This window comes from Nonomuraea sp. NPDC054003 (genome assembly GCF_055585125.1).
Genome location: NZ_JBVJKR010000004.1, coordinates 42,656 through 63,406 on the forward strand (window position 1 = coordinate 42,656; position 20,751 = coordinate 63,406).

Annotated in this window: 19 protein-coding genes and 3 pseudogenes; 14 read left to right on the forward strand and 8 right to left on the reverse strand. The window is 67.9% G+C overall.

What is annotated here, in order from left to right:
- Nucleotides 1-474: 474 nt before the first annotated feature.
- From ACZ6YG_RS10825 to ACZ6YG_RS10840, 4 genes are all read left to right on the forward strand, one after another.
- Nucleotides 475-660 (forward strand): helix-turn-helix transcriptional regulator, encoded by a 186-nt coding sequence (locus ACZ6YG_RS10825; RefSeq protein ID WP_466018164.1) that lies wholly within the window; start codon nucleotides 475-477, stop codon nucleotides 658-660.
- A 4-nt stretch (nucleotides 661-664) separates the two neighbouring features.
- Nucleotides 665-1,945, forward strand: a complete 1,281-nt coding sequence (locus tag ACZ6YG_RS10830; protein ID WP_466017836.1) for a tyrosine-type recombinase/integrase — start codon at nucleotides 665-667, stop codon at nucleotides 1,943-1,945.
- A 206-nt stretch (nucleotides 1,946-2,151) separates the two neighbouring features.
- Nucleotides 2,152-2,346, forward strand: coding sequence for a hypothetical protein (locus ACZ6YG_RS10835; protein WP_466017837.1), 195 nt, complete (start codon nucleotides 2,152-2,154; stop codon nucleotides 2,344-2,346).
- A 568-nt stretch (nucleotides 2,347-2,914) separates the two neighbouring features.
- Nucleotides 2,915-4,486 (forward strand): reverse transcriptase domain-containing protein, encoded by a 1,572-nt coding sequence (locus tag ACZ6YG_RS10840; RefSeq protein ID WP_466017838.1) that lies wholly within the window; start codon nucleotides 2,915-2,917, stop codon nucleotides 4,484-4,486.
- 94 nt (nucleotides 4,487-4,580) lie between these two features.
- On the opposite strand, the pseudogene ACZ6YG_RS10845 reads toward ACZ6YG_RS10840, so the two are convergent.
- Nucleotides 4,581-4,765: pseudogene (locus ACZ6YG_RS10845) on the reverse strand (IS1634 family transposase); the annotation flags it as partial.
- Nucleotides 4,766-5,127: 362 nt separating this feature from the next.
- On the opposite strand from ACZ6YG_RS10845, the pseudogene ACZ6YG_RS10850 reads away from it, so the two are divergent.
- Nucleotides 5,128-5,211, forward strand: a pseudogene (locus tag ACZ6YG_RS10850) (acyl-CoA dehydrogenase family protein); the annotation flags it as partial.
- A 1,204-nt stretch (nucleotides 5,212-6,415) separates the two neighbouring features.
- Here ACZ6YG_RS10850 and ACZ6YG_RS10855 read toward each other — a convergent pair.
- The 5 genes from ACZ6YG_RS10855 to ACZ6YG_RS10875 form a co-directional block, all read right to left on the reverse strand.
- A complete protein-coding gene (locus tag ACZ6YG_RS10855) occupies nucleotides 6,416-7,174 on the reverse strand; it encodes an SDR family NAD(P)-dependent oxidoreductase (RefSeq protein ID WP_397196981.1) in 759 nt (252 codons plus the stop codon).
- Entirely contained in the window at nucleotides 7,171-7,941 is a 771-nt protein-coding gene (locus ACZ6YG_RS10860; protein ID WP_364227773.1) for an HpcH/HpaI aldolase family protein, read from the reverse strand. The genes ACZ6YG_RS10855 and ACZ6YG_RS10860 overlap by 4 nt, the downstream gene beginning before the upstream one ends.
- 3 nt (nucleotides 7,942-7,944) lie before the next feature.
- Nucleotides 7,945-8,838 carry an ABC transporter permease gene (locus ACZ6YG_RS10865; RefSeq protein WP_148032261.1) on the reverse strand — a complete coding sequence of 298 codons (894 nt, stop codon included), beginning with the start codon at nucleotides 8,836-8,838 and terminating at the stop codon, nucleotides 7,945-7,947.
- Between the two features lie 8 nt (nucleotides 8,839-8,846).
- Nucleotides 8,847-9,635, reverse strand: coding sequence for an ABC transporter ATP-binding protein (locus tag ACZ6YG_RS10870; RefSeq protein ID WP_148032260.1), 789 nt, complete (start codon nucleotides 9,633-9,635; stop codon nucleotides 8,847-8,849).
- Nucleotides 9,636-9,700: 65 nt separating this feature from the next.
- Nucleotides 9,701-10,480: an IclR family transcriptional regulator gene (locus tag ACZ6YG_RS10875; RefSeq protein ID WP_148032259.1), complete on the reverse strand. Its 780-nt coding sequence runs from the start codon at nucleotides 10,478-10,480 to the stop codon at nucleotides 9,701-9,703.
- A gap of 194 nt (nucleotides 10,481-10,674) precedes the next feature.
- Here ACZ6YG_RS10875 and ACZ6YG_RS10880 point away from each other — a divergent pair, with 194 nt between their 5' ends.
- From ACZ6YG_RS10880 to ACZ6YG_RS10920, 9 genes are read left to right on the forward strand one after another with little or no spacing between them, the layout of a single operon-like run.
- Nucleotides 10,675-11,565, forward strand: coding sequence for a DUF6282 family protein (locus ACZ6YG_RS10880; protein WP_466017839.1), 891 nt, complete (start codon nucleotides 10,675-10,677; stop codon nucleotides 11,563-11,565).
- Between the two features lie 33 nt (nucleotides 11,566-11,598).
- The gene (locus ACZ6YG_RS10885; RefSeq protein WP_466017840.1) at nucleotides 11,599-12,465 is read left to right on the forward strand and encodes a cupin domain-containing protein; all 867 of its coding nucleotides are present in this window, start codon (nucleotides 11,599-11,601) and stop codon (nucleotides 12,463-12,465) included.
- Nucleotides 12,466-12,480: 15 nt separating this feature from the next.
- Complete coding sequence (locus ACZ6YG_RS10890; RefSeq protein ID WP_222708984.1) at nucleotides 12,481-13,572, forward strand: ABC transporter substrate-binding protein; 1,092 nt, start codon at nucleotides 12,481-12,483, stop codon at nucleotides 13,570-13,572.
- Nucleotides 13,573-14,574: an LLM class flavin-dependent oxidoreductase gene (locus tag ACZ6YG_RS10895; protein ID WP_466017841.1), complete on the forward strand. Its 1,002-nt coding sequence runs from the start codon at nucleotides 13,573-13,575 to the stop codon at nucleotides 14,572-14,574. It abuts the gene before it with no gap.
- Nucleotides 14,571-15,764, forward strand: a complete 1,194-nt coding sequence (locus tag ACZ6YG_RS10900) for a thiolase family protein (protein WP_466017842.1) — start codon at nucleotides 14,571-14,573, stop codon at nucleotides 15,762-15,764. The genes ACZ6YG_RS10895 and ACZ6YG_RS10900 overlap by 4 nt, the downstream gene beginning before the upstream one ends.
- Entirely contained in the window at nucleotides 15,761-16,423 is a 663-nt protein-coding gene (locus ACZ6YG_RS10905; RefSeq protein WP_466017843.1) for a 3-oxoacid CoA-transferase subunit A, read from the forward strand. Before ACZ6YG_RS10900 ends, ACZ6YG_RS10905 begins: the two co-directional genes overlap by 4 nt.
- A complete protein-coding gene (locus ACZ6YG_RS10910; protein WP_397196974.1) occupies nucleotides 16,420-17,085 on the forward strand; it encodes a 3-oxoacid CoA-transferase subunit B in 666 nt (221 codons plus the stop codon). Before ACZ6YG_RS10905 ends, ACZ6YG_RS10910 begins: the two co-directional genes overlap by 4 nt.
- A 17-nt stretch (nucleotides 17,086-17,102) precedes the next feature.
- On the forward strand, nucleotides 17,103-18,530 hold the full coding sequence (locus tag ACZ6YG_RS10915; RefSeq protein WP_466017844.1) for an aldehyde dehydrogenase family protein: 1,428 nt from the start codon (nucleotides 17,103-17,105) through the stop codon (nucleotides 18,528-18,530).
- 13 nt (nucleotides 18,531-18,543) lie between these two features.
- Nucleotides 18,544-19,170, forward strand: coding sequence for a nuclear transport factor 2 family protein (locus ACZ6YG_RS10920; RefSeq protein ID WP_466017845.1), 627 nt, complete (start codon nucleotides 18,544-18,546; stop codon nucleotides 19,168-19,170).
- A 132-nt stretch (nucleotides 19,171-19,302) separates the two neighbouring features.
- On the opposite strand, the pseudogene ACZ6YG_RS10925 reads toward ACZ6YG_RS10920, so the two are convergent.
- Both ACZ6YG_RS10925 and ACZ6YG_RS10930 read right to left on the reverse strand, forming a co-directional pair.
- Nucleotides 19,303-19,458: pseudogene (locus tag ACZ6YG_RS10925) on the reverse strand (IS701 family transposase); the annotation flags it as partial.
- Nucleotides 19,459-19,718: 260 nt separating this feature from the next.
- Nucleotides 19,719-20,735, reverse strand: a complete 1,017-nt coding sequence (locus ACZ6YG_RS10930; protein ID WP_271277145.1) for a serine hydrolase domain-containing protein — start codon at nucleotides 20,733-20,735, stop codon at nucleotides 19,719-19,721.
- Nucleotides 20,736-20,751 lie beyond the last annotated feature (16 nt).

Consider the following 20,751-nt stretch of genomic DNA (forward strand, 5'->3'; position numbering starts at 1 on the left):
CGCAGCTGGTCGCAAGAGAGGATGGCCCTGGAGTCAACGAGCGCTGGACACGCGACGCAATAGTCAGCGAATTTCCGATATCGTCGACCCGGAACCTGGAAACGTGGTGTTTGAATCTGTCGAGCACTAACGGTACATGGAGATTCCCGAAGGTCGCTCAGGCTGGTCGCTTCAATCCTCCTACGGTGTCTCAGCATGAAATAGCCGCTGGCTGGTCGCTCATCTACGTTGAAAGCGGCGCTGGCCCAAAGTGACTGCGTCGGTAGTCTTGATATCTGCGCCATCTATTAGAGCGCTGTTAGCGGGTCCAATGCTTAACGGCAGCGTGGCCAAACAGTCGCTAGGATGGCACGTCGCCTTCTCGTCAGGAGGTCTTGTATGATTGGAAATCTCTTCGGTGCTTCCGCGGGGGACAGTTCGCATCCGACATTCCTCGATCGAGCTGGTTCAGAGGAACGTCCTTCGCGCGAGTCGATGAAGGACCTCGCAAGACACGAGCACCTATGGAGCGTGAAAGAAGCGTCCGAGTTCCTCGGCGTGCCTGTAGCAACGCTGTACGTGTGGCGACATCGTCGTATCGGTCCCAAGGGTCGCAAGATTGGCCGCTATCTTCGGTACCGCCCCGAGGATGTCCAGGCATGGGTGCAGGAACAGGAGTAGCTGAGTGGCGTTCGTCAAAGACCTTTGGCACAAGAGAGAAATCCTGCCAGACGGCAGCTCTCGTAAGGTGAGATCAGCGCGCTACGGCAAAGGAAAACGATGGCTCGCGGTGTGGGAGGGGCCGAACGGGCGTGAGCGGTCAGCTGCGTTCGAACGTAAGGTGGACGCTGAGAAGAAGGCCTCCGCCATGGAGGTGGATCGCGATCGTGGCGACTACATCGATCCACGTGCTGGAAAGATATTGTTCGGCGAGGCGGCCGAACGCTGGCTCAACTCAAGAATCGTTGATCCATCGACAACGCTCCGGTACGAGGCCGCGTATCGCCTACACGTATCCCCTGCGTTCGCGCACAGGCAGGTCAAGAACATTCTGCCATCTGAGATTCAGGCCTGGATCCGGGATCTGAGCAATCGCTTCGGGCCTTCCACGGTGAATGCCGCCTTCCTTGTCCTGCAAGGCATACTGCAGTTGGCTGTTGCTGACGATGCGATCAAGAAGAATCCAGCTAAGTCTGCCATCATCCAAATCCCTCGGCATCAGGCGGGAGAACTTCAGGCGTGGAGCGACGAACGCGTCCAGGCTGTAATCGATGCGCACCCTGACCTGCTGAAAGCTGTGCCAATTGCGGGGGCTGCCTGTGGGCTGCGTCAGGGGGAGTTGTTCGGGCTCGCACTGGAAGACATCGACTTCGATGAGATGGTTGTCAGAGTTCGGTGTCAGCTCAAGAAACTCGGCAAGACATTCGTCTATGCCAGACCCAAAAGCGACCGGGAAAGAGTTGTCCCGTTGCCTGTTTGGGCAGCCCAGGCCATCCGCCTACATGTGCAGCACTACGAGTCGCTGACTTATACTCTCCCATGGGAAAAGCCTGACGGGAAGCCACGTACCCGTAATCTGCTCTTTCGTTGGAGAGATGGCGAATTCGTCAAGTATCGTAGCTACAGCGAAACAGTCTGGAAACCAGCGCTAGTTGTCGCCGGCGTCATTCCTGGGCCAGAAAAGGATGGGCGTCAGCGTGCGCGATATGCCACGACTCGCAGGGAGGGCCTCCACCAGCTGCGCCACTACTATGCCAGTGTCCTGCTCGCCGGTGGGGTGTCGGTCCGCGAGCTGGCTGAATACCTTGGTCACAAGGACGCTGCCTTCACCCTCCGCGTATACGCACACCTGCAGCCAGGTTCCCATGATCGCGCACGACAGGTAATAGACCAACGGCAACTGAGTCCGAGAGCTATCTCCTCAGCGGCGCTGGTGCACTCCCAAACAACGGACCCTCGAACCTGAGTTGGCTCAAATAGGTCGCACCTGTCAGGGGCCGCCGCGGCGAGTCTGCAGCGTGTCATCAGCAGGCCCCGCCCGGCCGGCTCTGACAGCTCGCCGGCCTGACTGTCCAGCCGGAACCGTCGCGAGTCTCGGGACACCCGGATCACCCGACAGGCCCAGGGCGGGGCGCTTTACCTGCCAGGTCATCGACCTTGCGGGGAGTGCGCATGATAATGGCCGAGGGAGCGATCACTACCGCTCGCGATGACCCGGAGCACCGCATGACCCCGGAGGAGACGATGACAGCACCACCATCCCTGTTCGAGTTCGATGTCGATTCCCGCACCGATTTCGTGGCCGCCAACCGATATGCGGGCATCGTCACTGAGCCATTTTCGTGCGCCCAGCAGAGCAGGAGGTGAAGCCGTGACATAGCGGTGGATCTTGCTGTTCGTAAGCTCGTCGTCGCTTGCCGGTGGAAGTCCGGTCCGGGTAGCTGCCAGGAGGCCCGGTAGCAGGCTGGCGGCTTCGTCTGGAAACGGGCGGGGTCGAAGCCCAGCGTCAAAAGCCCTGATGGGGGAGCGACGGTGCGGTCCGTAGCATGAAGCGAAGCCTGCGGCGTCGTTACTCAGCCCGCCTCCGGGCGGGACGAGGGAGTGCCGAGCCTCTCGAAATCGGGGCGAAGGCCATGGACGCGGTGAAGAACCTGGAAGCAGCCGTCAAGGACTCCCCGGCGTATGGGGCGCGGAACGCATCGACAGTGGCGACGGGAACTGGGGAGGCCCTCCCCGGCCCGGCAACCTGCGGAAGCTCGTCTTCGTTGCCGGAGCGGCGTGTCCTATAACCGATGGTCTCGGGAAGTGGACATCGTGCCGGGTGGGCGTCGGAGGCGGCCGTAGTACCGATCGAGCCGGCCGGACAACACAACCGGCGGTGATGGGAAGGGCCGCTGCTTCGTCGATGCGCAGCGACTGACCAGGGAGGGGCCCGGTGAGTGCCGGTCAGGCTAGTCCCGCCGCGAAGGGATCGCGTGTTCCGCGTGATCCGGTCCGTGCTCTGCAGCATGCGCTCTACCGGGCGGCCAAGGCCGATCCCGGACGTCGGTTCCACGCGCTGTTCGACAAGGTCTTCCGCAGAGACGTGCTGCAGCGCGCGTGGGTCATGGTGCGTCGCAACGACGGCGCGCCGGGCATCGACAAGACCACCCTGGCCGAGGTCGAGGAGTACGGCGTCGACCGGCTTCTCGGCGAGCTGGCCGAGGAGATGCGGCAGCGGCGCTATCGGCCGTTGCCCGCGCGGCGGGTGCTCATCCCGAAGCCGGGCAGCAACGAGATGCGGCCGTTGTCGATCCCCGCGGTCCGTGACCGCATCGTGCAGGCGGCGTTGAAGATCGTGCTCGAGCCGGTCTTTGAGGCTGACATGGCCGACTGCTCCTTCGGTTATCGGCCCAAGCGGTCGGCTCACGATGCGTTGCAGGTGCTCATCGATGAGCAGCAGCGGGGACGGCGCTGGGTGGTCGAGACGGACATCGCCAACTGCTTCTCGGCGATCCCGTATGACAAGTTGATGCACGCGATCCAGGAACGCATCTGTGACCAGCCGGTGCTGTCGCTGCTGCGGCAGGTCCTGCGCAGTGGGGTGCTGGCGGAGGACGGGCAGGTGCGGCGCGAGGTCACCGGAACACCGCAGGGCGGCGTCATCTCGCCGCTGCTGTGCAACATCTACCTGCACCGGCTCGACCGAGCCTGGGATCAGGGTGATGGTGTTCTGGTGCGCTTTGCCGATTTCCTGCGCCCCGCGGTCATCGGACCGGCGGAGTTGCGCACCGAGATCATCCGGACCGGGCGGCGTGTCGCCACGGGCCAGGTCGTGCTGTCGCAGGAGGGTAAGGAGCGACTGCGGGCGACGGCCACCTTCGGCACCCTCGACCAGGCCGACGGGCGTACGCTCGTCACCGGGGAGCCGCCGGTCCTCCCGGATCCGGATGACTGCGTCGATCCGCTCGGCGGCAAGTCGCTGGACGGTGTCAGCATCACCGAACGTGTGGAGTTCCGGTTCGCCGAGGTGCCCGGCTGGTGGCGGGGGAAGCCCGCCGAGCATGCCGGAATAGAGTTCTGGATGCGCTTCCGGGACGGCCGCCACGCCGATCCAGACGCGTTGCCCTTGCTGCTGGATGCCGCACCTCCGGCCGTACTGGGCCGTCGGCGAGTTCTCTTCTGCCACGCTCGAATTGACCGCGCATCTACGGGCCCGGCCCGCTCCTGGCTGGCTCGCCTGTCGCGCCACCACGCGTCACCTGATCAACGGATACCACGAAGAAGACTTCGAGATCTGGGACACCAAAGGCATCCTCGTCGCCCAGGGCCGGCAACTCGCCATGCTCCCGTAATCGGTGTCACGCATGCTGCTGCGTGCCGTACCGCTTCTCCAGGGGCAGCCCCGCCGTCGGCGAGTTTCGCGAGCCCCTCTCGCTCTCGGATCCGCCGGCGGCAATACATAGGGATGGCGTTACCTGAGTCGGCTCAATCAAGTGGGCGCCTTCAGGGCTGCGGATCTCCTTGACGGCATCGCGTAGGTCGGCGGTCAGGGGGTCGGCGGTGGTCAGGACGTGGTTGCCGGCTCGGATACGAATCTGTGCCGGCTCGTCTTCCAGCCCCAGGTCCAGTTCTTGCTGGCCGGTAGCCAGTCGCTGACGCGCCACTGCTTTGAGCGTTTCGAGTTCGGCGTAGTCGTGCGCCGACTCGATGTGCTCGATCTCCCGCGACCACGACGGGAGGAGTACACGATCTGCGCCGCCCGGGCGCCTGAGGCTGTCTTCACCGTCCGCACGTACGGAGACACGGCCACCAGGGTAGAGACATGATCGATTTAGTGCGCACTTTTCGCCGTTCCCGATGGGAGCTACGACTCCCTGACCTCAAGTGTCATTTCAGAGTCGGCCAGGTCTTCGTGATCGCGCTCAGCGGGTCCGGCGACGGATCTGTGAGGCTCCGGTTGGCCGCGCGACTGAAGGCCTTCGCCATCGTTCGCATTGCGCTGTGTAACCACCTTTTCGAGAGTTCGCGAGCGCCGACCTGGCCGGTGTTCCGTGCCTGTTCCGTCAGAGGCTGAAATGAGGTGCACACCCTTGAACGGCTTTGCAAGGAAACTCGCAGGTCAGAAGCATGTCCTGCGAGTTTTGCCAGGTAGCCGAGGCGCATACCAAGATCTACACCATCTTCGAGGGGACGTCGGAGATCCAGCGGCTGATCATCGGGCGCGCGGTGACGGGCCTGCAGGTTCGCTGAACCCCCCGCTATCGGACGCCTGTCCTGGAGATCGGCCGAGGGCTCTGTTCCGTCAGAGGTTCGCGCCGGTATCGAGCGAAGATCGATTACGTTGACGTCCATGGCTACGGAGGGTGATCCCAGCCGCATGGCCAGGGGTGCGGCTGGGAGTCGTCTCGATACCGGCTTACGACCGCAGGCAGAAGCTCATGCGGTGATGAATTTCGGGATTCGTCCGCCTCGCGTTGTGGTTCGGCGTCTGCAGTCTTCACACCGAAGAGGTCACTGGTTCGATCCCAGTATCGCCCACCACATCGCAGCAGGTCAGAGGCCGGTTCTCCAATGGGGTGACCGGCCTCCTCGCTGTCTGGACCGTCGTTGGACCGTGGCCCGGGTGGACCGTCACGGGATGGCAGGTCCCGGCACCCTCGCCGCGGTCCAGACGGTCCGCGATGTTCAACTCCCGGTCTTCGCTCGGGGCCTCAGCCGTGGGGCGAGCTGTTCGTCCCTCCCTCTGCACGGCTCCTCAATGGCTTCGACCTGCATCTCGGGGCGCCCACCACGAACGCGGGCAGCACCTGCAGTGATCCACAACTGATCCTCAAGATCGGCCAGCGAGCAGCCGCGCCTCTGAACGGCGCAGGAGCGTCGTCGATCTACCCCGACCAAGACCCCATCGACTGCGATACCCATCCGCACCACTGCCGCTGATCCGGCGCTCGTCGGGCAGGACTAGGCACTGTCTCAAATTCGAGCACCGACGTGTTGGTGCCGTAGGACCGGCCGGGGGTACTACCGGCGGATTCTGACCCACCTGAGCGGCGCAGCGCGCCGGCAACGCCCGGCAGTAGGCGGCGATGCCGACCACCTGCGGGTCGTAGTCCAACAACATCAGGTGATCGCGTTCTAGCCAGGACTCGTAACCGACGTGCCGGCCCATCGTCGCTGACCACCACCGGCCCGAAAGTGCTTCTGCCCCTTGTAGGAAGGGAAGCGCCGTCCTCGAAAATGCCAGACCGGCCGGTAGGGAGGCCGGACCGCGCCAGTACCGGCTGGTCCAGCAGCGTGGCCAACCGCAGCACCGAGAACCCGCCGTCCGGCCGCCGAGCCGGTTGAAGGTCGGCAAGTCCCCCAACCGCTTCGAGGATTCCGGCCGGCTCAAAGGTGTCAGGCGTGCCATCGACGCCGCGCAGCGCCCCGGTTGGCCCTCAAGGGCGGGTACGGATCACGCGTCGTCGTTGCGAGGCGCGTCGAGGTGGGTGACGAGGTTGATGCCGCCGTCGACGTGGATCACCTCACCGGTGACGAAGGGGACCTTGGTGAGCGCCAGGACCATCGCTGCGACGTCGGATGGTTGCCCGAGCCGGCCCAGTGGTGTCATGGCCACGGTGCGCGCCGCCCGCGTGGTGAGGCTGTCCGAGGTCAGTCGGGTCTGGAGCGGCCCCGGGGCGATCGCGTTCACCCGGACGTCTGGACCCACGGCCTTGGCCAGCAGCCTCGTCAGGTGGTCGAGCGCGGCCTTGCTGACGGAGTACGGGATCGAGCTGCCGAGGGGGCGCGATCCGCCCACCGAGGTGATGTTGATGATCTGGCTGCCGGGCTCCATGACCTTCACGGCGGCGACGGAGACCTGCCACGTGCCGACGACGTTGACGCCGAGGATCCGGTGCCAGTCGTCAGCGGTGATCGCATCCAGGTCGGCGTGGGGGACGGGTCGCGACACTCCGGCGTTGTTCACCAGCAGGTCGAGCCGGCCGTGCCGCTCCACGGTCGTCTCCACCAAGCGCACGGCGTCGGAGGGATCGGCGATGTCGGCCTGGACATAGCTCGCCCCCGGGAGCCGGGCCGCGAGCCGCTCACCGGCGTCGACCGAGGTGGCCGAGTTCACCACGACGGTGAAGCCGTCTGCCGCGAGCGCATGGGCGATCCCTTCTCCGATCCCGGAGCTCGAGCCCGTCACGATGGCGACCCGTGGCGCGCTCACCGGGCGACTCGCTCGGCGACGGGCGCTTTCAGCGCGTTCACGATCGCCCGGCTTCCGCTGGCGAGGATCGAGGTGTCGTTGCTGACCACCACGTAGTCGTAGCCGCGGGCCAGCGCGGTCCGGGCCTCCTCACTCGTGGCGGAGGCGGTGCCGATGGGAACACCTGCCGCGGCGGCGGCCTCCAGCGCGGACGTGGCGAGCCGGTCCACCTCGTCGCGTCCCGCCGCGACGCCCATCGACATCGAGAGGTCGGCCGTCCCGACGAGCGCGGCACCGATGCCGTCGAGGGCCAGGATCTCCCTCGCGTTCCTGATCGCCGCCTCGCTCTCGAGCTGGACGACGCACAGAACCCGCTCGTTGCCGTACTCGAGGTAGTCCGCCCGTGGCAGCAGCCCCCAGCGACCCGCTCGGCTGGTGCCGCCGGACCCGCGGTCGCCGCGCGGCGGGAAGCGGGTGGCCCGTACGACCGCCCGGGCCTGCTGAGCCGTGTCGACGTGCGGCACGATCACACCGGCCGCGCCGGCGTCCAGGACCCGCTGGATCACGCTGAGGCCGTGGTCAGGCACCCTGACGAGCGGGTCCACGCCGAGGGCGCGGGCCGTCGCGATGTGGGTCGAGGCGGCGCCCAGGTCCAGTGTCGTGTGCTCGAGGTCGATGACCACGAAGTCGAAGCCCGCGTAGGCCATGATCTCGACGCTCTCGGGGCTGGCGAGCTTGATCCAGGTCCCGAGCGTGCCGTCGTTGATCCCGTTGCGTACTCGTGTCATGGCTCAGATCCCGCTGGTGGTGTCGGTGGGGGCGGCGGTCCAGAAGACCAGCCACTTGCCGAGCTGCACGACGACCGCGTGCAGTGCGATGCCGACGGCCGACAGCACGACGATCACCGCGAAGGTCCTGGCCACGTCCAGGGTGAAGTTGCTCGCCTGGATCAGGTAGCCCAGACCTGCGGAGCTGCCCACGAACTCCGCGACCACGGCGCCGGTCACGGACAGGATGACGGCGACCTCCAGTCCCGCGAAGATGTGCGGAAGCGCCGACGGGATCTGCAGGTGCCGCATGACCTGCATGCGGGACGCGCCGAAGGACCTGAGCATCTCGACCTGCTCGTAGGCGGCGGACCGGAATCCCAAGATGGCGTTGATGAGGAGGGGGAAGAACGCGATCAGGGCCACGGTCAGCACCTTCGAGCTGATCCCGATGCCGAACCAGACGATCAGCAGAGGCGCCATGGCGACCTTCGGGATGGTCTGGGTCAGGATGAGCAGCGGGAAGAGCACGCGCTCCACCGTCCGGAACTGGGTGATGAGCACCGCGGAGACCAGTGCCGAGCCGACCGCGATGCCGAACCCGATCAGGATCTCCTTCAGGGTGACGATCGAGTGGGTCATCAGGCTGCCGTCCTGGAAGCCGTCGACCAGGGAGCCGGCGACGGCCGTGGGCGCGGGGACGAGGATGTCGGAGACGTCGAAAATCTCCACGACGGCCTGCCAGACCACCAAGAGCCCGATGAACACCAGCACGCTGTAGGTGATCTCCGGTACTCGGCGGCGTCGGGATCGGACCGGGGTGTCCGAGCTCGTGGGCGCCTCCACCGGCGCGGTCCCGCCGTCCGGGGCGGCGAGTGCCTCGCCGCCGGCTGCGTGGCGCTTGGTGTTGGTGGACATCAGGACTCCTAGTGGGCGCTGTGCTCGGAGTCGAGCAGCTTGCGGATCTTCAGGACGATCTCCCCGAACTCGGGCGTGTTGATGTTCTCGAGCCGCCGCGGTCGAGGGAGCGCGACCTCGACGACGTCCGCCAACCGGCCGGGTCGCGGTGTCATGACCACGACGCGGTCGGCGAGGAGCACCGCCTCGGGGATGCTGTGCGTCACGAACAGCACGGTCTTGCGGTCCTGGTCCCAGATCTTCAGCAGGTCCAGTCCCATCTGGTCGCGGGTCATCGCGTCGAGGGCGCCGAACGGCTCGTCCATGAGCAGGATGCGCGGGTCGTGCATCAGGGCGCGGCCGATCCCGACCCGCTGCTGCATCCCGCCGGACAGCTCGTTGGGGTACCGATCGCCGAACTCCTCCAGGCCGAGCATCACCAGCAGCTCGTCGGCCTTCGCGTGGGTCGCGGCGTCCCGGGCGCCGTGAAGGTCCGGCGACGTCAGCAGGTTCTTCCGCACGGTGCGCCATGGCAGCAGCAGCGGCTGCTGGAAGACCATCCCGAGCTGGTTGCGGTGGGTGTCCTCCGACGGCCCGAAGGTGACCTGTCCGGAGGTCTGGCGGGACAGGCCCATGATGATCCGCAGCAGCGTGCTCTTGCCGCAGCCGCTGGGGCCGACGATGGAGATGAACTCACCGGCTCGGACGCTGAGGGAGACGTCGTCGAGAGCCTGGACGGTCCCGCCGGACTTCGTCGGGTAGAGCATGGACAGCGAGTCCAGGCGGATCACGCAGTCGGTGTCGGTGCTGGTCGGCATGTCTGTCATTCCTCACCTGGTTCGAGCGCAGGCTGCCCGCGCCTTGGTCGTCGTGCCGGCAGCGATCAGTCGGCCGCCTCGGGCCACGTGCCGCCCATCTCCTTGGTCAGTCGCTTGCAGGCGGCCTTCAACGCCGTGGCCTCTCGGGAGTCCAGCGCCTCCGGCAGCATCCGCTCGGTGCCGACGGCCGCGATCGTGGCGCAGATCCCGGTCGCCGCGAACACCGGCGCCGCGACGACGCAGATGCCGCGGTGGTTGACGTGGCTGCTCATGCCGGCCTGCTGGATCGCCTCGATACGACGGCGAGTCTCGGTGCGCTGGGGCTCGGGGAGGCTGCCGGTGAGCCGGTCGGCGTGGAACTGGTCCGGGAGGAAGGCCAGGAAGACCTTGGCCTGCGAGGAGTCCAGGGCGAGCTGTGAGCCCACGCGCACTGTCACCAGGGTGGGATGCTCGGCCTCCTCCACCAGCGAGACCACCGGGCCGGAGGTGCCCCACAGCGACAGCACGGTGCTGACCTTGATCTCGAGCACGAGCTCGCGCATGTAGGCCGGCGCCTTCTGCATGATGCGCTGCTGTCCCAGCATGAAACTGCCGAGCTGCAGGATCGACCGTCCGGGACGAACGAGTGCGGAGTCCTCCACACGCTCGAGCAGGCCGGAGCCGATCATCGAGCTGAAGTAGCGATGCACCGTGGTCCGGTTCAGACCGAGCCGGCGGGTGGCCTCCGCGACGGAGAGCTCCGGAGTCTCCGGACCGAACAGTCCGAGGATCTGCGCGGTCCGGCTCACCGCCTGGATGTCCTGCTCGCGAGCAGTCACTGGCTTGTCGACCTGGCGCTTCGTCATCGGCCCCCGCCTCGTTGAGTGTCCATAAAGAGTGCCCGTAGTTCGCAGTACGGACAGAGAGTAAGCGTGTCCCACGTCTCGCTGCAAGATTTTCCTGCGAATTCGCGGAATCCTTCCTCGAACGCACCCTATTGACAGACCGGATAGCGAACTCTCAGTCTGTGATGCGAACACCGCCGACGCCTGGAGACTTCGTGACTGCCACACCCGCCATCATCAAGCTGCTGAACGGCTGCGTTGACCTGCACTGCCATTCCGGCCCGAACCCGTTCCCCCGACGCATCGACCATGCCGAGGCCGGCAAGGACGGCGAGCGGCTCGGCATGCGGGGTGTGCTGGTGAAGTCCCACCACCACAACACCGTCATGGACCTGCTCGCGATGAGCGACCGGCTGGCCAAGATCAAGACCCCGGTCTTCGGCGGCATCACCCTGAACAGCATGATCGGCGGCATCAACCCCCAGGCGGTGGCCATGTGCCTGCGCATGGGGGGCAAAGCGGTGTGGTTCCCGACGTTCTCGGCCGGCCGGCACATCGAGTGCCATCCGGAGGGCGTCGGCTTCCCCACGGCGAGCGTCGAGGTGCCGTCGTCCAGGGTCGACATCCACCAGGAGAACGGCGAGCTGATCCCCGAGGTTCACGAGGTGCTCGACCTGGTCAAGGAGACCGGCGCGATGGTGACCGGCGGGCACATGGAGACCGAGTCGATCACCCAGCTGTTCGCCGCGGCCAAGGACAAGGGTGTCACCCGGATGCTGCTCAACCATCCCGACTACGTCATCGGCGCGGACGAGGCGAAGTGCCGTGAGCTCGTCGGCTACGGAGCGTTCGTCGAGCACGAGACCGGCTTCTACGACCCCGAGGGGACCAAGAAGTGGGACCCGAAGATCCTCATGGACTGGATCGAGAGGATCGGCCCGGAGCACACCGTGATCGCCTCCGACCTTGGTCAGAAGGACCGGCCGCTGCCGGTGGACTCCTACATCCGCGTCGCGACGGCGCTGCTGGACCTCGGCCTGGACGAGAGGTCGCTGCGGCAGATCTTCTGCGCCAACCCTGCCTTCCTGCTCGGCCTGGACGACTGAACGACCACCCCCCACGACAGATGAGGACAGACGATGACCACCTTGGCCACCCCGCCCGACGTGGAGTTCTCCGACCTCGGTACGGGCGATCCCGACGAGACGACCCCTGGTGGATCGTCGACGTGGTACTTCCGCGGACACAACTTCGTGCTCGCCTACACGACGCTGGTCGCCGGCGACGTGCTGGAGCGGGATGACCAGCCTGACGAGTACGTCGCGATCCTCCCGTACGAGGAGTGCGGCGTCGTCATCCGTGCGTCGCGGGAGTCCGAGCCGGTCTCGGGCAAGGCCGTGGTGATGGTCCCGCCGGGCAGCAGCGCGATCGCCGGCGTCGACGACTGCACCGTCGTACGGCTGTTCAGCTCCCGGTCCGCCGACCTGCTGGACAAGGCGCGCAACCGGGACTCGTACGCCGATCCGCACCCGAACACCAAGCCGTTCGAGCCGTGGCCCGACCCGCCCGGGGGTTACCGCATCAGGGCCTACCGGCTGGCCGACCTGCAGGTGACGCAGGACGCCGTCCGCCCGGGCCAGATCGTGCGGTGCAGCACCTTCATGGTCAACTTCCTGGCGCCCAGGATCGGCCCGCGCGATCCGGACACCCTCTCGCCGCACGACCACGACGACTTCGAGCAGTGCTCGCTCGCCGTGGAGGGTGAGTACGTCCACCACCTGCGGACCCCGTGGTCCAGGCGGCGCAGCGAGTGGCGCGAGGACCGGCACCTGAAGTGCGGCAGTCCTTCCGTGGCCGTGATCCCGCCGCCCATGATCCACACCAGCGAGGCCGTCGGTCCGGGGACCAACCAGCTGATCGACATCTTCTGCCCGCCGCGTCTGGACTTCTCCCTGACGCCGGGCCGAGTGCTCAACGAAGACACCTACCCCCTCCCCAACCAGTAAGAGGCAGGTTCCATCGTGAAGACCGGACGAGCGGTGAAAGTCGTCAGTGGTGCGGTCGCGGTCTTGTGCGCGGTCGTGACGCTGAGCGCGTGCGGTTCCGGCAGCGGATCCGACGCCTCGGCCAAGTCCGGCGGGCTGACGCCGGTGACGTTCGCGATGGCGTCCCCGAGCTGGAACGCCGGCTACGCGGTCATGGCCGTCGTGGAGGCCGAGGGCTTCTACGAGCAGGAGGGCCTGAAGGTCACGACCAACCTGTTCCCGTCGGCCACCCAGGCGGCGCAGCAGGTCGCCGGCGGCGGGGCCGACCTCGGCCTCATGACGGTCGAGCCCGTGGCCATCGGGCACGATAAGGACCTGGACCTGGCCTACTTCAGCTCCTACTGGGCGAAGTGGATCTACAGCCTGCAGTTGCCGGACGGTTCGGACGTGAAGAGCATCGCCGACCTGAACGGCAAGAAGATCGGCGTCTCCGCGGTCGCGAGCTCCGGCGCGACGTTCGCCCGTACCGCGATGGAGCTCAACGGGCTGGGCCAGAACGGAGCCACGCTGGTGCCGATCGGCGCCGGCGCCCAGCAGATCAACGCCATCAAGAGCGGCCAGGTCGATGCGCTGGCGCTCTGGGACATCCAGTACCAGATCGTCAAGAACGCCGGCGTCACCTTGACGCCGCTTCCCGTCAAGGAGACGGCGGACGCGTGGGGCGGCGGCTTCGCGACGACCCGGAAGAACCTCGAGGCCAAGAAGGACGTCCTCGAACGGTTCGGCCGCGCGGTGGCGAAGGCGTTCGTCTTCGCCAAGGCCAACCCCGAGGCCGCGATCCGCGACCTGTGGAAGCTCTATCCGGAGACCCGCGGGTCGGAACCGGAGGAGAAGGCGCTGGCCGACGGGGTCAAGGTCCTCGAGGTACGCCTGGACGGACAGGGCTTCGACGACAAGACGCTGGGCCGGATCGACGAGGCTGCGTTCACCCGTTCGCTCGACTTCATGGCCTCGGCCGGACTCATCAAGAAGTTCCCGGCGAAGGAGATCTACACCGACGCGATGTTCAAGGCGTTCAATGACTTCTCCTACGACGAGGTCGTCAAGCAAGCAGAGAGCGCCGGCTGAATGCGGCTGGGGGTCGCGCTCGACCTGAGCTCCCAGGAGCCGGTCCGCCCGCAGGTGGATCGCGCGGTCACGCTGCTCGCCCGCGCGGAGCGGCACGGTTTCGACTCCGCGTGGGTGGGTGAGAGCTATCACGCGGCGGCTCAGCCGTTCCACCTTCCGTCCGCCCTGATGGTCCTGGGGCATCTGGCCGGGCGGACGTCCCTGGCGCTGGGGTCGGCGGTGCTGCTCCTGCGCGCGTACAGTCCGGAGAAGCTGGCGTACGAGGCCGCGCTGCTCGACCAGCTGTGCGGCGGGAAGCTCACCCTCGGCCTCGGGCTCGGCGGCCCGGAGGTCGCCCACCGGGCCGGGCTGCCCGCGTCAGGCCCGGCCGGCGCGGCCTTCGACGCCACGCTGAAGTCGCTGCGCGACGCCTGGTCCGCCGACGCGCCGGTGGCGGTCCCGCCTCCGGTGCGGCGCGGCGGGCCGCGGATCCTGGTGGGCGGCAAGGTGGCTGCCTCGGCCCGTCGTGCCGCGACGCTCGCCGACGGATTCTACGGCGCGACGAACTACTGCGACGACCTGTTGACCGAGCAGTCGGCCGCCTACTGGTCGTGTCGCGGCGGACGGCCGGACGGGACGGAGGGAGTGGTCGCCACCACCAGGTTCTGCGTCGTCCACGAGGATGCCGCCACTGCCCGCGAGCTCGCCGCGCGCCACCTGAAGGCCGCGACCGGCTACTACACCGAGCGGGGCTTGTGGATGGGTGCGGACGGCCCTGCCGAGATCGAGCTTCCCATGGTGGGCACGCCCGACGAGATCGACGCGACGATCGCCCGGTACGTCCGGGCGGGGGTCACGTCCGTCCAGCTGCGGGTCGCCCCGTTCGGCATGCCGCCGGAGGTCGCCCGCCACACACTCGACCTCGTCGGGCGGCACGTCCTCCCGCACTGGCACCACACGACATCCGCAAGCAAGCGAAGGACGCCTCCTGAGATGGGGCAGGAAGTGGAGACGCTCCGATGAGCAGCTCATTCGTGTACGCGTCGGTCCGGACCCCGTTCGGCCGGTTCAACGGAGCCTTGGCCGACACGAGGACCGACGATCTGGCCGCGACTGCGTTGAAGGGACTTCTCGACCGCTCGCCGGGCCTGGATCCCGGCCTGGTCGACGACGTGTTCTGGGGCAACGCCAACGGCGCCGGCGAGGACAATCGCAACGTCGGCCGGATGGCCGTGCTGCTGGCGGGCATGCCCGTCTCGGTGACCGCCACCACGGTGAACCGGCTCTGCGGCTCGTCGCTGGACGCCGCCATGATGGCCGCACGCATGATCGAGGCCGGCGACGCGGAGATCGCGATCGCCGGAGGCGTGGAGTCGATGACGCGGGCGCCGTGGGTCCTGCCGAAGCCGTCGCGCCGGTTCCCGGCAGGCGACGTCACCGCCGTCTCCACGACGCTGGGCTGGCGTCTGGTGAACGAGCGGATGCCCGCCGAGTGGACGGCCTCGCTGGGCGAGTGCAACGAGCAGCTGCGGGAGAAGTTCTCGATCTCGCGCGAGCGGCAGGACGAGTTCGGCGCCCGCTCGCACCGCCTCGCGGCGGAGGCGTGGGCGAAGGGCTTCTACGACGACCTCGTGGTGCCCGTCCCCGGCGCCGACCTGGCCCAGGACGAGAGCATCCGTCCCGGCACCTCGCTCGAGGCGCTGGCGAAGCTGAAGCCGGCGTTCCGGCCCGACGGGACGATCACCGCCGGCAACTGCTCACCGTTGAACGACGGCGCGAGCGCGGTCCTGCTGGGCTCGGCGAGCGCGGCCGCGACCATCGGTCGTGACCCGGTCGCGCGGATCGCCGGTCGCGGCTGGGCGGCGCTGGAGCCGCAGCAGTTCGGCTACGCCCCGGTCGAGGCCGCGGGCGACGCGCTCGAGCGGGCGGGCATCACCTGGGACGACATCGGCGCCGTCGAGCTGAACGAGGCGTTCGCCGTCCAGTCGATCGCCTGTGTCGACGCCTGGCTGAAGCTCGGGCTGCGGGACGCCGAGGTCGTCAACGCCAAGGGCGGGGCGATCGCCATCGGGCACCCGCTGGGCGCCTCGGGCGGGCGCATTCTCGGGACCCTCGCGGCGCGGCTCGTGGAGTCCGGTGAACGATGGGGCGTGGCGGCCATCTGCATCGGTGTGGGTCAGGGCTTGGCGGTCGTGCTGGAGAACGTCGCATGACGCTGCTCTGCACCTCTGCCGACGAGGCGGTCAGCGGCATCGCCGACGGCTCGACGGTGCTGGTCGGCGGCTTCGGCACGACCGGCATGCCGTTCGACCTGATCGACGCGTTGATCCGGCAGGGAGCGCGAGACCTCACCGTCGTGTCGAACAACGCGGGCAACGGGGACACCGGGCTCGCGGCGCTGCTCGCGGCCGGGCGGGTGCGCAAGATCGTGTGCTCGTTCCCCCGGCAGACGGACTCCTGGGTCTTCGACGCGCTGTACCGCAGCGGGAAGATCGAGCTCGAGGTCGCGCCGCAGGGGAACCTGGCCGAGCGCATGCGCGCCGCCGGAGCCGGGATCGGCGGGTTCTACACCCGCACCGGAGCCGGGACCCTCCTCGCGGAGGGAAAGGAGACCCGCGAGATCGACGGCCGGACGTACGTCCTGGAGCTGCCCATCGCCGCCGACGTCGCGCTCATCAGCGCCCACACCGCGGACGCCTTCGGGAACCTCGTCTACCGCAAGACGGCACGCAACTTCGCTCCCGTCATGGCGACGGCCGCGACGACCACCGTCGTGCAGGTGCGGCACGTCGTCGAGCCGGGAGTGCTGGATCCTGAGGCCGTGGTCACCCCAGGCATCTACGTCGACCGGATCGTGCAGGTGGCGTCATGATCGCTCAGCACATTGACCGCAGCCCCCTCGGGCGGGACGAGATGGCCCGGGTGCTCGCGCGCGACATTCCCCGCGGGGCGTACGTCAACCTCGGCATAGGTCAGCCCACGACCGTCGGCGACCACCTCCCCCCGGAGTCGGGGGTCATCCTCCACACCGAGAACGGCATGCTCGGCATGGGGCCGGCGGCGACGGGCGACGCGATCGATCCCGACCTGATCAATGCCGGCAAGTTCCCGGTGACCGAGCTGCCCGGCGCCTCGTACTTCCACCACGCCGACTCGTTCGCCATGATGCGAGGCGGCCACCTCGACCTGTGCGTCCTCGGCGCCTACCAGGTCTCGGCATCGGGGGATCTCGCCAACTGGCACACCGGCGAGCCCGACGCGATCCCGGCGGTCGGCGGGGCGATGGACCTCGCCGTGGGCGCCAAGCAGGTCTTCGTGCTGATGTCGCTGTTCACCAGGACCGGCGAGCCGAAGCTCGTCAGGGAATGCACGTATCCGCTCACCGCGCTGCGGTGCGTGGACCGGATTTATACGGACGTCGCCATATTCGAGATCACCGGAGGGGACCAGGTCCTCGTCCGGGAGACGTGGGGGATCTCGTTCCATGAGCTCCGCTCGCGACTCGACGTCCCGCTCGCCGCGGCGACACCATGAGGAGGTTGGAGAGCGACATGTCCACCAGGCACCAGTTCTACATCGGGGGTGCGTGGGTCGATCCGGCCGCGCCGCGCACCTTGGGCGTCCTCGACCCCGCGACCGAGGAGACGTTCGCGGAGATCAGCCTCGGGACGGCCGAGGACGTCGACCGCGCGGTGGTGGCGGCGCGCGCGGCCTTCGCCGCGTACGCGCACGTCAGCGTGGAGCAACGGCTGGAGTACCTCGAGCGGATCATCTCCGGCTTCCGGGCTCGGCTGCCCGAGATCGCCCGGACGATGACGCGCGAGATGGGGGCGCCGATCACGTTCTCGACGGAACGCCAGGCCACGGTGGCGCTGTTCCACTTCGAGGAGGCGGCCCGCGTGCTCGCGGACTACCGCTTCGAGGAGGAGATGGGAGCCGGGATCGTGCGGCGCGAGCCGATCGGCGTCTGCGGTCTCATCACGCCGTGGAACTGGCCGCTGAACCAGGTCGCGTCGAAGGTGGCCCCGGCCCTCGCCACGGGATGCACCGTGGTGCTCAAGCCGAGCGAGATCGCGCCGCTCAGCGCCATGGTGCTCGCCGAGGTCATCCACGACGCCGGACTGCCGCCCGGCGTGTTCAACCTCGTCAACGGTGACGGTCCCACGGTGGGTGAGGCCATCGCGGCGCACCCCGGCATCGACATGGTCTCGCTCACCGGCTCGACCGGTGCCGGCATCAGGGTCTCCAAGCTCGCGGCCGACACGGTGAAGCGCGTCGCGCTCGAGCTCGGCGGCAAGTCGGCCAACATCATCCTGCCCGACGCGGACCTGGAGTCCGCGGTCGTCGCCGGGGTGCACTCGTGCTACACCAATGGCGGCCAGAACTGTCAGTCGCCCACGCGGATGCTCGTGCACCGCTCGCAGCGCGACGAGGCGTACGCCGCTGCGCGACGGGCGGTCGAGGAGGTCCGTCTCGGGGACCCGTTCGATCCGTCGACCACGATGGGGCCCGTGGTGAGCCAGGCGCAGTTGGAGAAGATCACCGCGCTCGTGCAGTCGGGGATCGACGAGGGCGCGACGCTCGTGGCCGGCGGCCCGGGACGCCCCGACGGGCTCGGCAAGGGGTTCTACGTCCGCCCGACCGTGTTCGGCGACGTCACGCCGCAGATGCGGATCGCGCGCGAGGAGATCTTCGGCCCCGTGCTCTCGATCCTGCTCTACGAGACCGAGGACGAGGCCGTCGAGATCGCGAACGACACGCCGTACGGGCTGGCGGGCTTCGTGCAGTCGAAGGACCCCGACCGCGCCCGCAGGGTCGCCAACCGCATCCGTGCGGGCCGCGTCTACCTCAACGGCGCTCCGTTCGACCGCAGCCTGCCGTTCGGCGGCTACAAGCAGTCCGGGAACGGACGGGAGTTCGGGCGGTTCGGCTTCGAGGAGTACCTCGAGGTGAAGGCCGTGCTCGGCTATCCGCGGTGAACGAGAGGACGACATGGTGAACCCTGACCACAGCCGGCGGCTGGCAGTCCTCCTGGACCGCGAGGAGCTCTTCGACCTGGTGAGGCGGGAACGCTTCGCCCGCGACCAGCGACTCTTCGACATGATGCGTGACTGCTTCCACGACGACGCCTACGTCCGGACCACGTGGTACGAGGGACGCGGCGGCGAGGCCTACGTCGAGGCGACGAAGACGTGGATGGCGCGGACAGGGAACAGCAAGCACTGGGTCTTCCCCGCCTACGCGCGGGTCGAGGGCGATCGGGCGACCGTCGAGAGCCCGGCGAAGATCTTCAACCGGACCACGGTGAAGGGAGTGGAGGTCGACTTCCACGCCTACTGCCGCTTCTTCTCACGTGCGGTTCGGGACGAAGGACGGTGGAGGCTGATGACCTTCGAGGTCCTGATGGAGCGCGACGAGCTGCGCCCCGTCCACGCGGGTGACGCGCTTCCGGTGGACGTGGCCCAGCTTGCCGGGCTTCGGCCGTCCTACCGGTTCCTCACCTGGATTCAGTCGACCCGCGGCGTGATGGTGAGCCAAGACCTGCTCGGCGACGACCGGCCGGCCGAGCTCGACGCGTTCCACCAGGGCGAGACCGCCTGGCTCGCCGGCACGGGCTAGCGGTCAGCGCCGCGGGCCCCGCTGCGACGGGCCCGGGCGTGCACGAGTCCTGGGCGGGTCGAGCCGTAGGTTCGCCCTGCACCTGCACCGCCGGCATCGGCCAGGACGACGAGCCCGACATCGTCTCGGTCCCCGGCCGCGCGACCGCGGACCGAGCAGCCCGGCGTGTTCGGCCAGGTTCCAGCAGTTCTCGCGGTCGGTGTCGGCCGGCAGCCCGCGCACGTACGCGTGCGCGGCGCGACGTGGTTCGATGCGGCCGAACCGACCGGCGGTCCGCGGCCACCGCACGATCTTCGGTTGCAGACTCCGGATGATCCCGCGGTGGCCGTCGCCAGGTGACCCTTACGCCTCAGTACTAAGGCCCGTTCATACCCGACACGTGACGGTGACGGTCTCCTGGTCCGCCCCGCCGGGCCGGTGATCGTCGTCCGGGTCACTGGTCGGGGTGACGGTACCGGGACGAGCCGGAACAGCCCGTGACGCCGGCTCGCCGCAGGCCGTCGCCCGACGGTGACCGTGCGAGGTGACCCGGGTGTCGTACGGCGCGCTCAGGAGACCTTGGCGGCGACGGCGCGGAAGGCGGCGAGCACCTCCTCCTGGTCGTGCGCGCCGGTCGACGTGGTCGACTTGACGATCACCACGTCGTGCTCCGGCGAGACGTAGATGTACTGTCCGCCGAACCCCGCCGCCATGAAGTCCCGCTCGCCGCCCAGCCACCAGTGCAGCCCGTACTTCGGGTTGACCTCGGACGGGCTGGTGGACGACTTCACCCACGACGCCGGGACCACCTGCTTGCCGTGGGCCTTGCCCTGGCGCAGGTAGAGGAGGCCGAAGCGGGCGTAGTCGCGGTCGGTGGCCTGGAAGCAGCAGTAGCCGAGGCTCTCGCCCTTGCCGTCACTGGAGATCTGGGCCGCGCCCGCCATGCCCGCGGGCTGCCAGATCTTCTTCTCGACGTAGCGGTGGTAGGGGGTGCCGGTCGCCTCGGTGATCACGCGGGCCAGGACGTACGAGTTCATGCTGTTGTACTCGAACTGGCTTCCTGGGGTCCAGTCGGGCTGCTGACGGGCGGCCATCCGGGTGAGCGACTGGCCCTGGTTCGCGGCGATCTGCATCCGGGGGACGTCCTCGCGCTCGTCCCAGTCGGTGCCGGACGACATCCACAGCAGGTGCCGGATGGACACGTTGTTGTAGCCGGACTTGCGCAGTTCGGGCAGGTACTTGGTGACGGGCTCGTCGAGCGACCGGATGTGCCCCTCCCGCAGCGCGATGCCGAGTGCCGCCGAGGTGAAGGACTTGGCCATCGACCACGACTGGAAGCGGGTGTTCCGGTTCGCGTCGGTGTACCGCTCGTGGACGATCTTCTGACCGCGCAGGACGAGGAATCCGTTGGTCTTCGTACGGGTGAGGAAGTCGTCGAGGGTGCGCCGCTCGCCCTGGTAGGTGTACGTGGCCGAGAGCGGCCGGTTGGCGTCGACCAGCTTGACCGGGTCGGCCGAAGGCCGGATGACGTCGGCGGACGGGGCCGCGGGCGCGGCCAGGGTGAGCGCGATGAGGATGCTGCGCACGTCGCCTCCTGGAGTG

Coding starts and splice junctions, on each gene's coding strand:
- ACZ6YG_RS10905 (WP_466017843.1), top strand. CDS start 15,761: ATGACGCTGCTCTGCACCTCTGCCGACGAGGCGGTCAGCGGCATCGCC.
- ACZ6YG_RS10900 (WP_466017842.1), top strand. CDS start 14,571: ATGAGCAGCTCATTCGTGTACGCGTCGGTCCGGACCCCGTTCGGCCGG.
- ACZ6YG_RS10860 (WP_364227773.1), bottom strand. CDS start 7,941: ATGACACGAGTACGCAACGGGATCAACGACGGCACGCTCGGGACCTGG.
- ACZ6YG_RS10920 (WP_466017845.1), top strand. CDS start 18,544: ATGGTGAACCCTGACCACAGCCGGCGGCTGGCAGTCCTCCTGGACCGC.
- ACZ6YG_RS10910 (WP_397196974.1), top strand. CDS start 16,420: ATGATCGCTCAGCACATTGACCGCAGCCCCCTCGGGCGGGACGAGATG.
- ACZ6YG_RS10835 (WP_466017837.1), top strand. CDS start 2,152: ATGATAATGGCCGAGGGAGCGATCACTACCGCTCGCGATGACCCGGAG.
- ACZ6YG_RS10870 (WP_148032260.1), bottom strand. CDS start 9,635: ATGCCGACCAGCACCGACACCGACTGCGTGATCCGCCTGGACTCGCTG.
- ACZ6YG_RS10865 (WP_148032261.1), bottom strand. CDS start 8,838: ATGTCCACCAACACCAAGCGCCACGCAGCCGGCGGCGAGGCACTCGCC.
- ACZ6YG_RS10825 (WP_466018164.1), top strand. CDS start 475: ATGAAGGACCTCGCAAGACACGAGCACCTATGGAGCGTGAAAGAAGCG.
- ACZ6YG_RS10875 (WP_148032259.1), bottom strand. CDS start 10,480: ATGACGAAGCGCCAGGTCGACAAGCCAGTGACTGCTCGCGAGCAGGAC.
- ACZ6YG_RS10885 (WP_466017840.1), top strand. CDS start 11,599: ATGACCACCTTGGCCACCCCGCCCGACGTGGAGTTCTCCGACCTCGGT.
- ACZ6YG_RS10895 (WP_466017841.1), top strand. CDS start 13,573: ATGCGGCTGGGGGTCGCGCTCGACCTGAGCTCCCAGGAGCCGGTCCGC.
- ACZ6YG_RS10915 (WP_466017844.1), top strand. CDS start 17,103: ATGTCCACCAGGCACCAGTTCTACATCGGGGGTGCGTGGGTCGATCCG.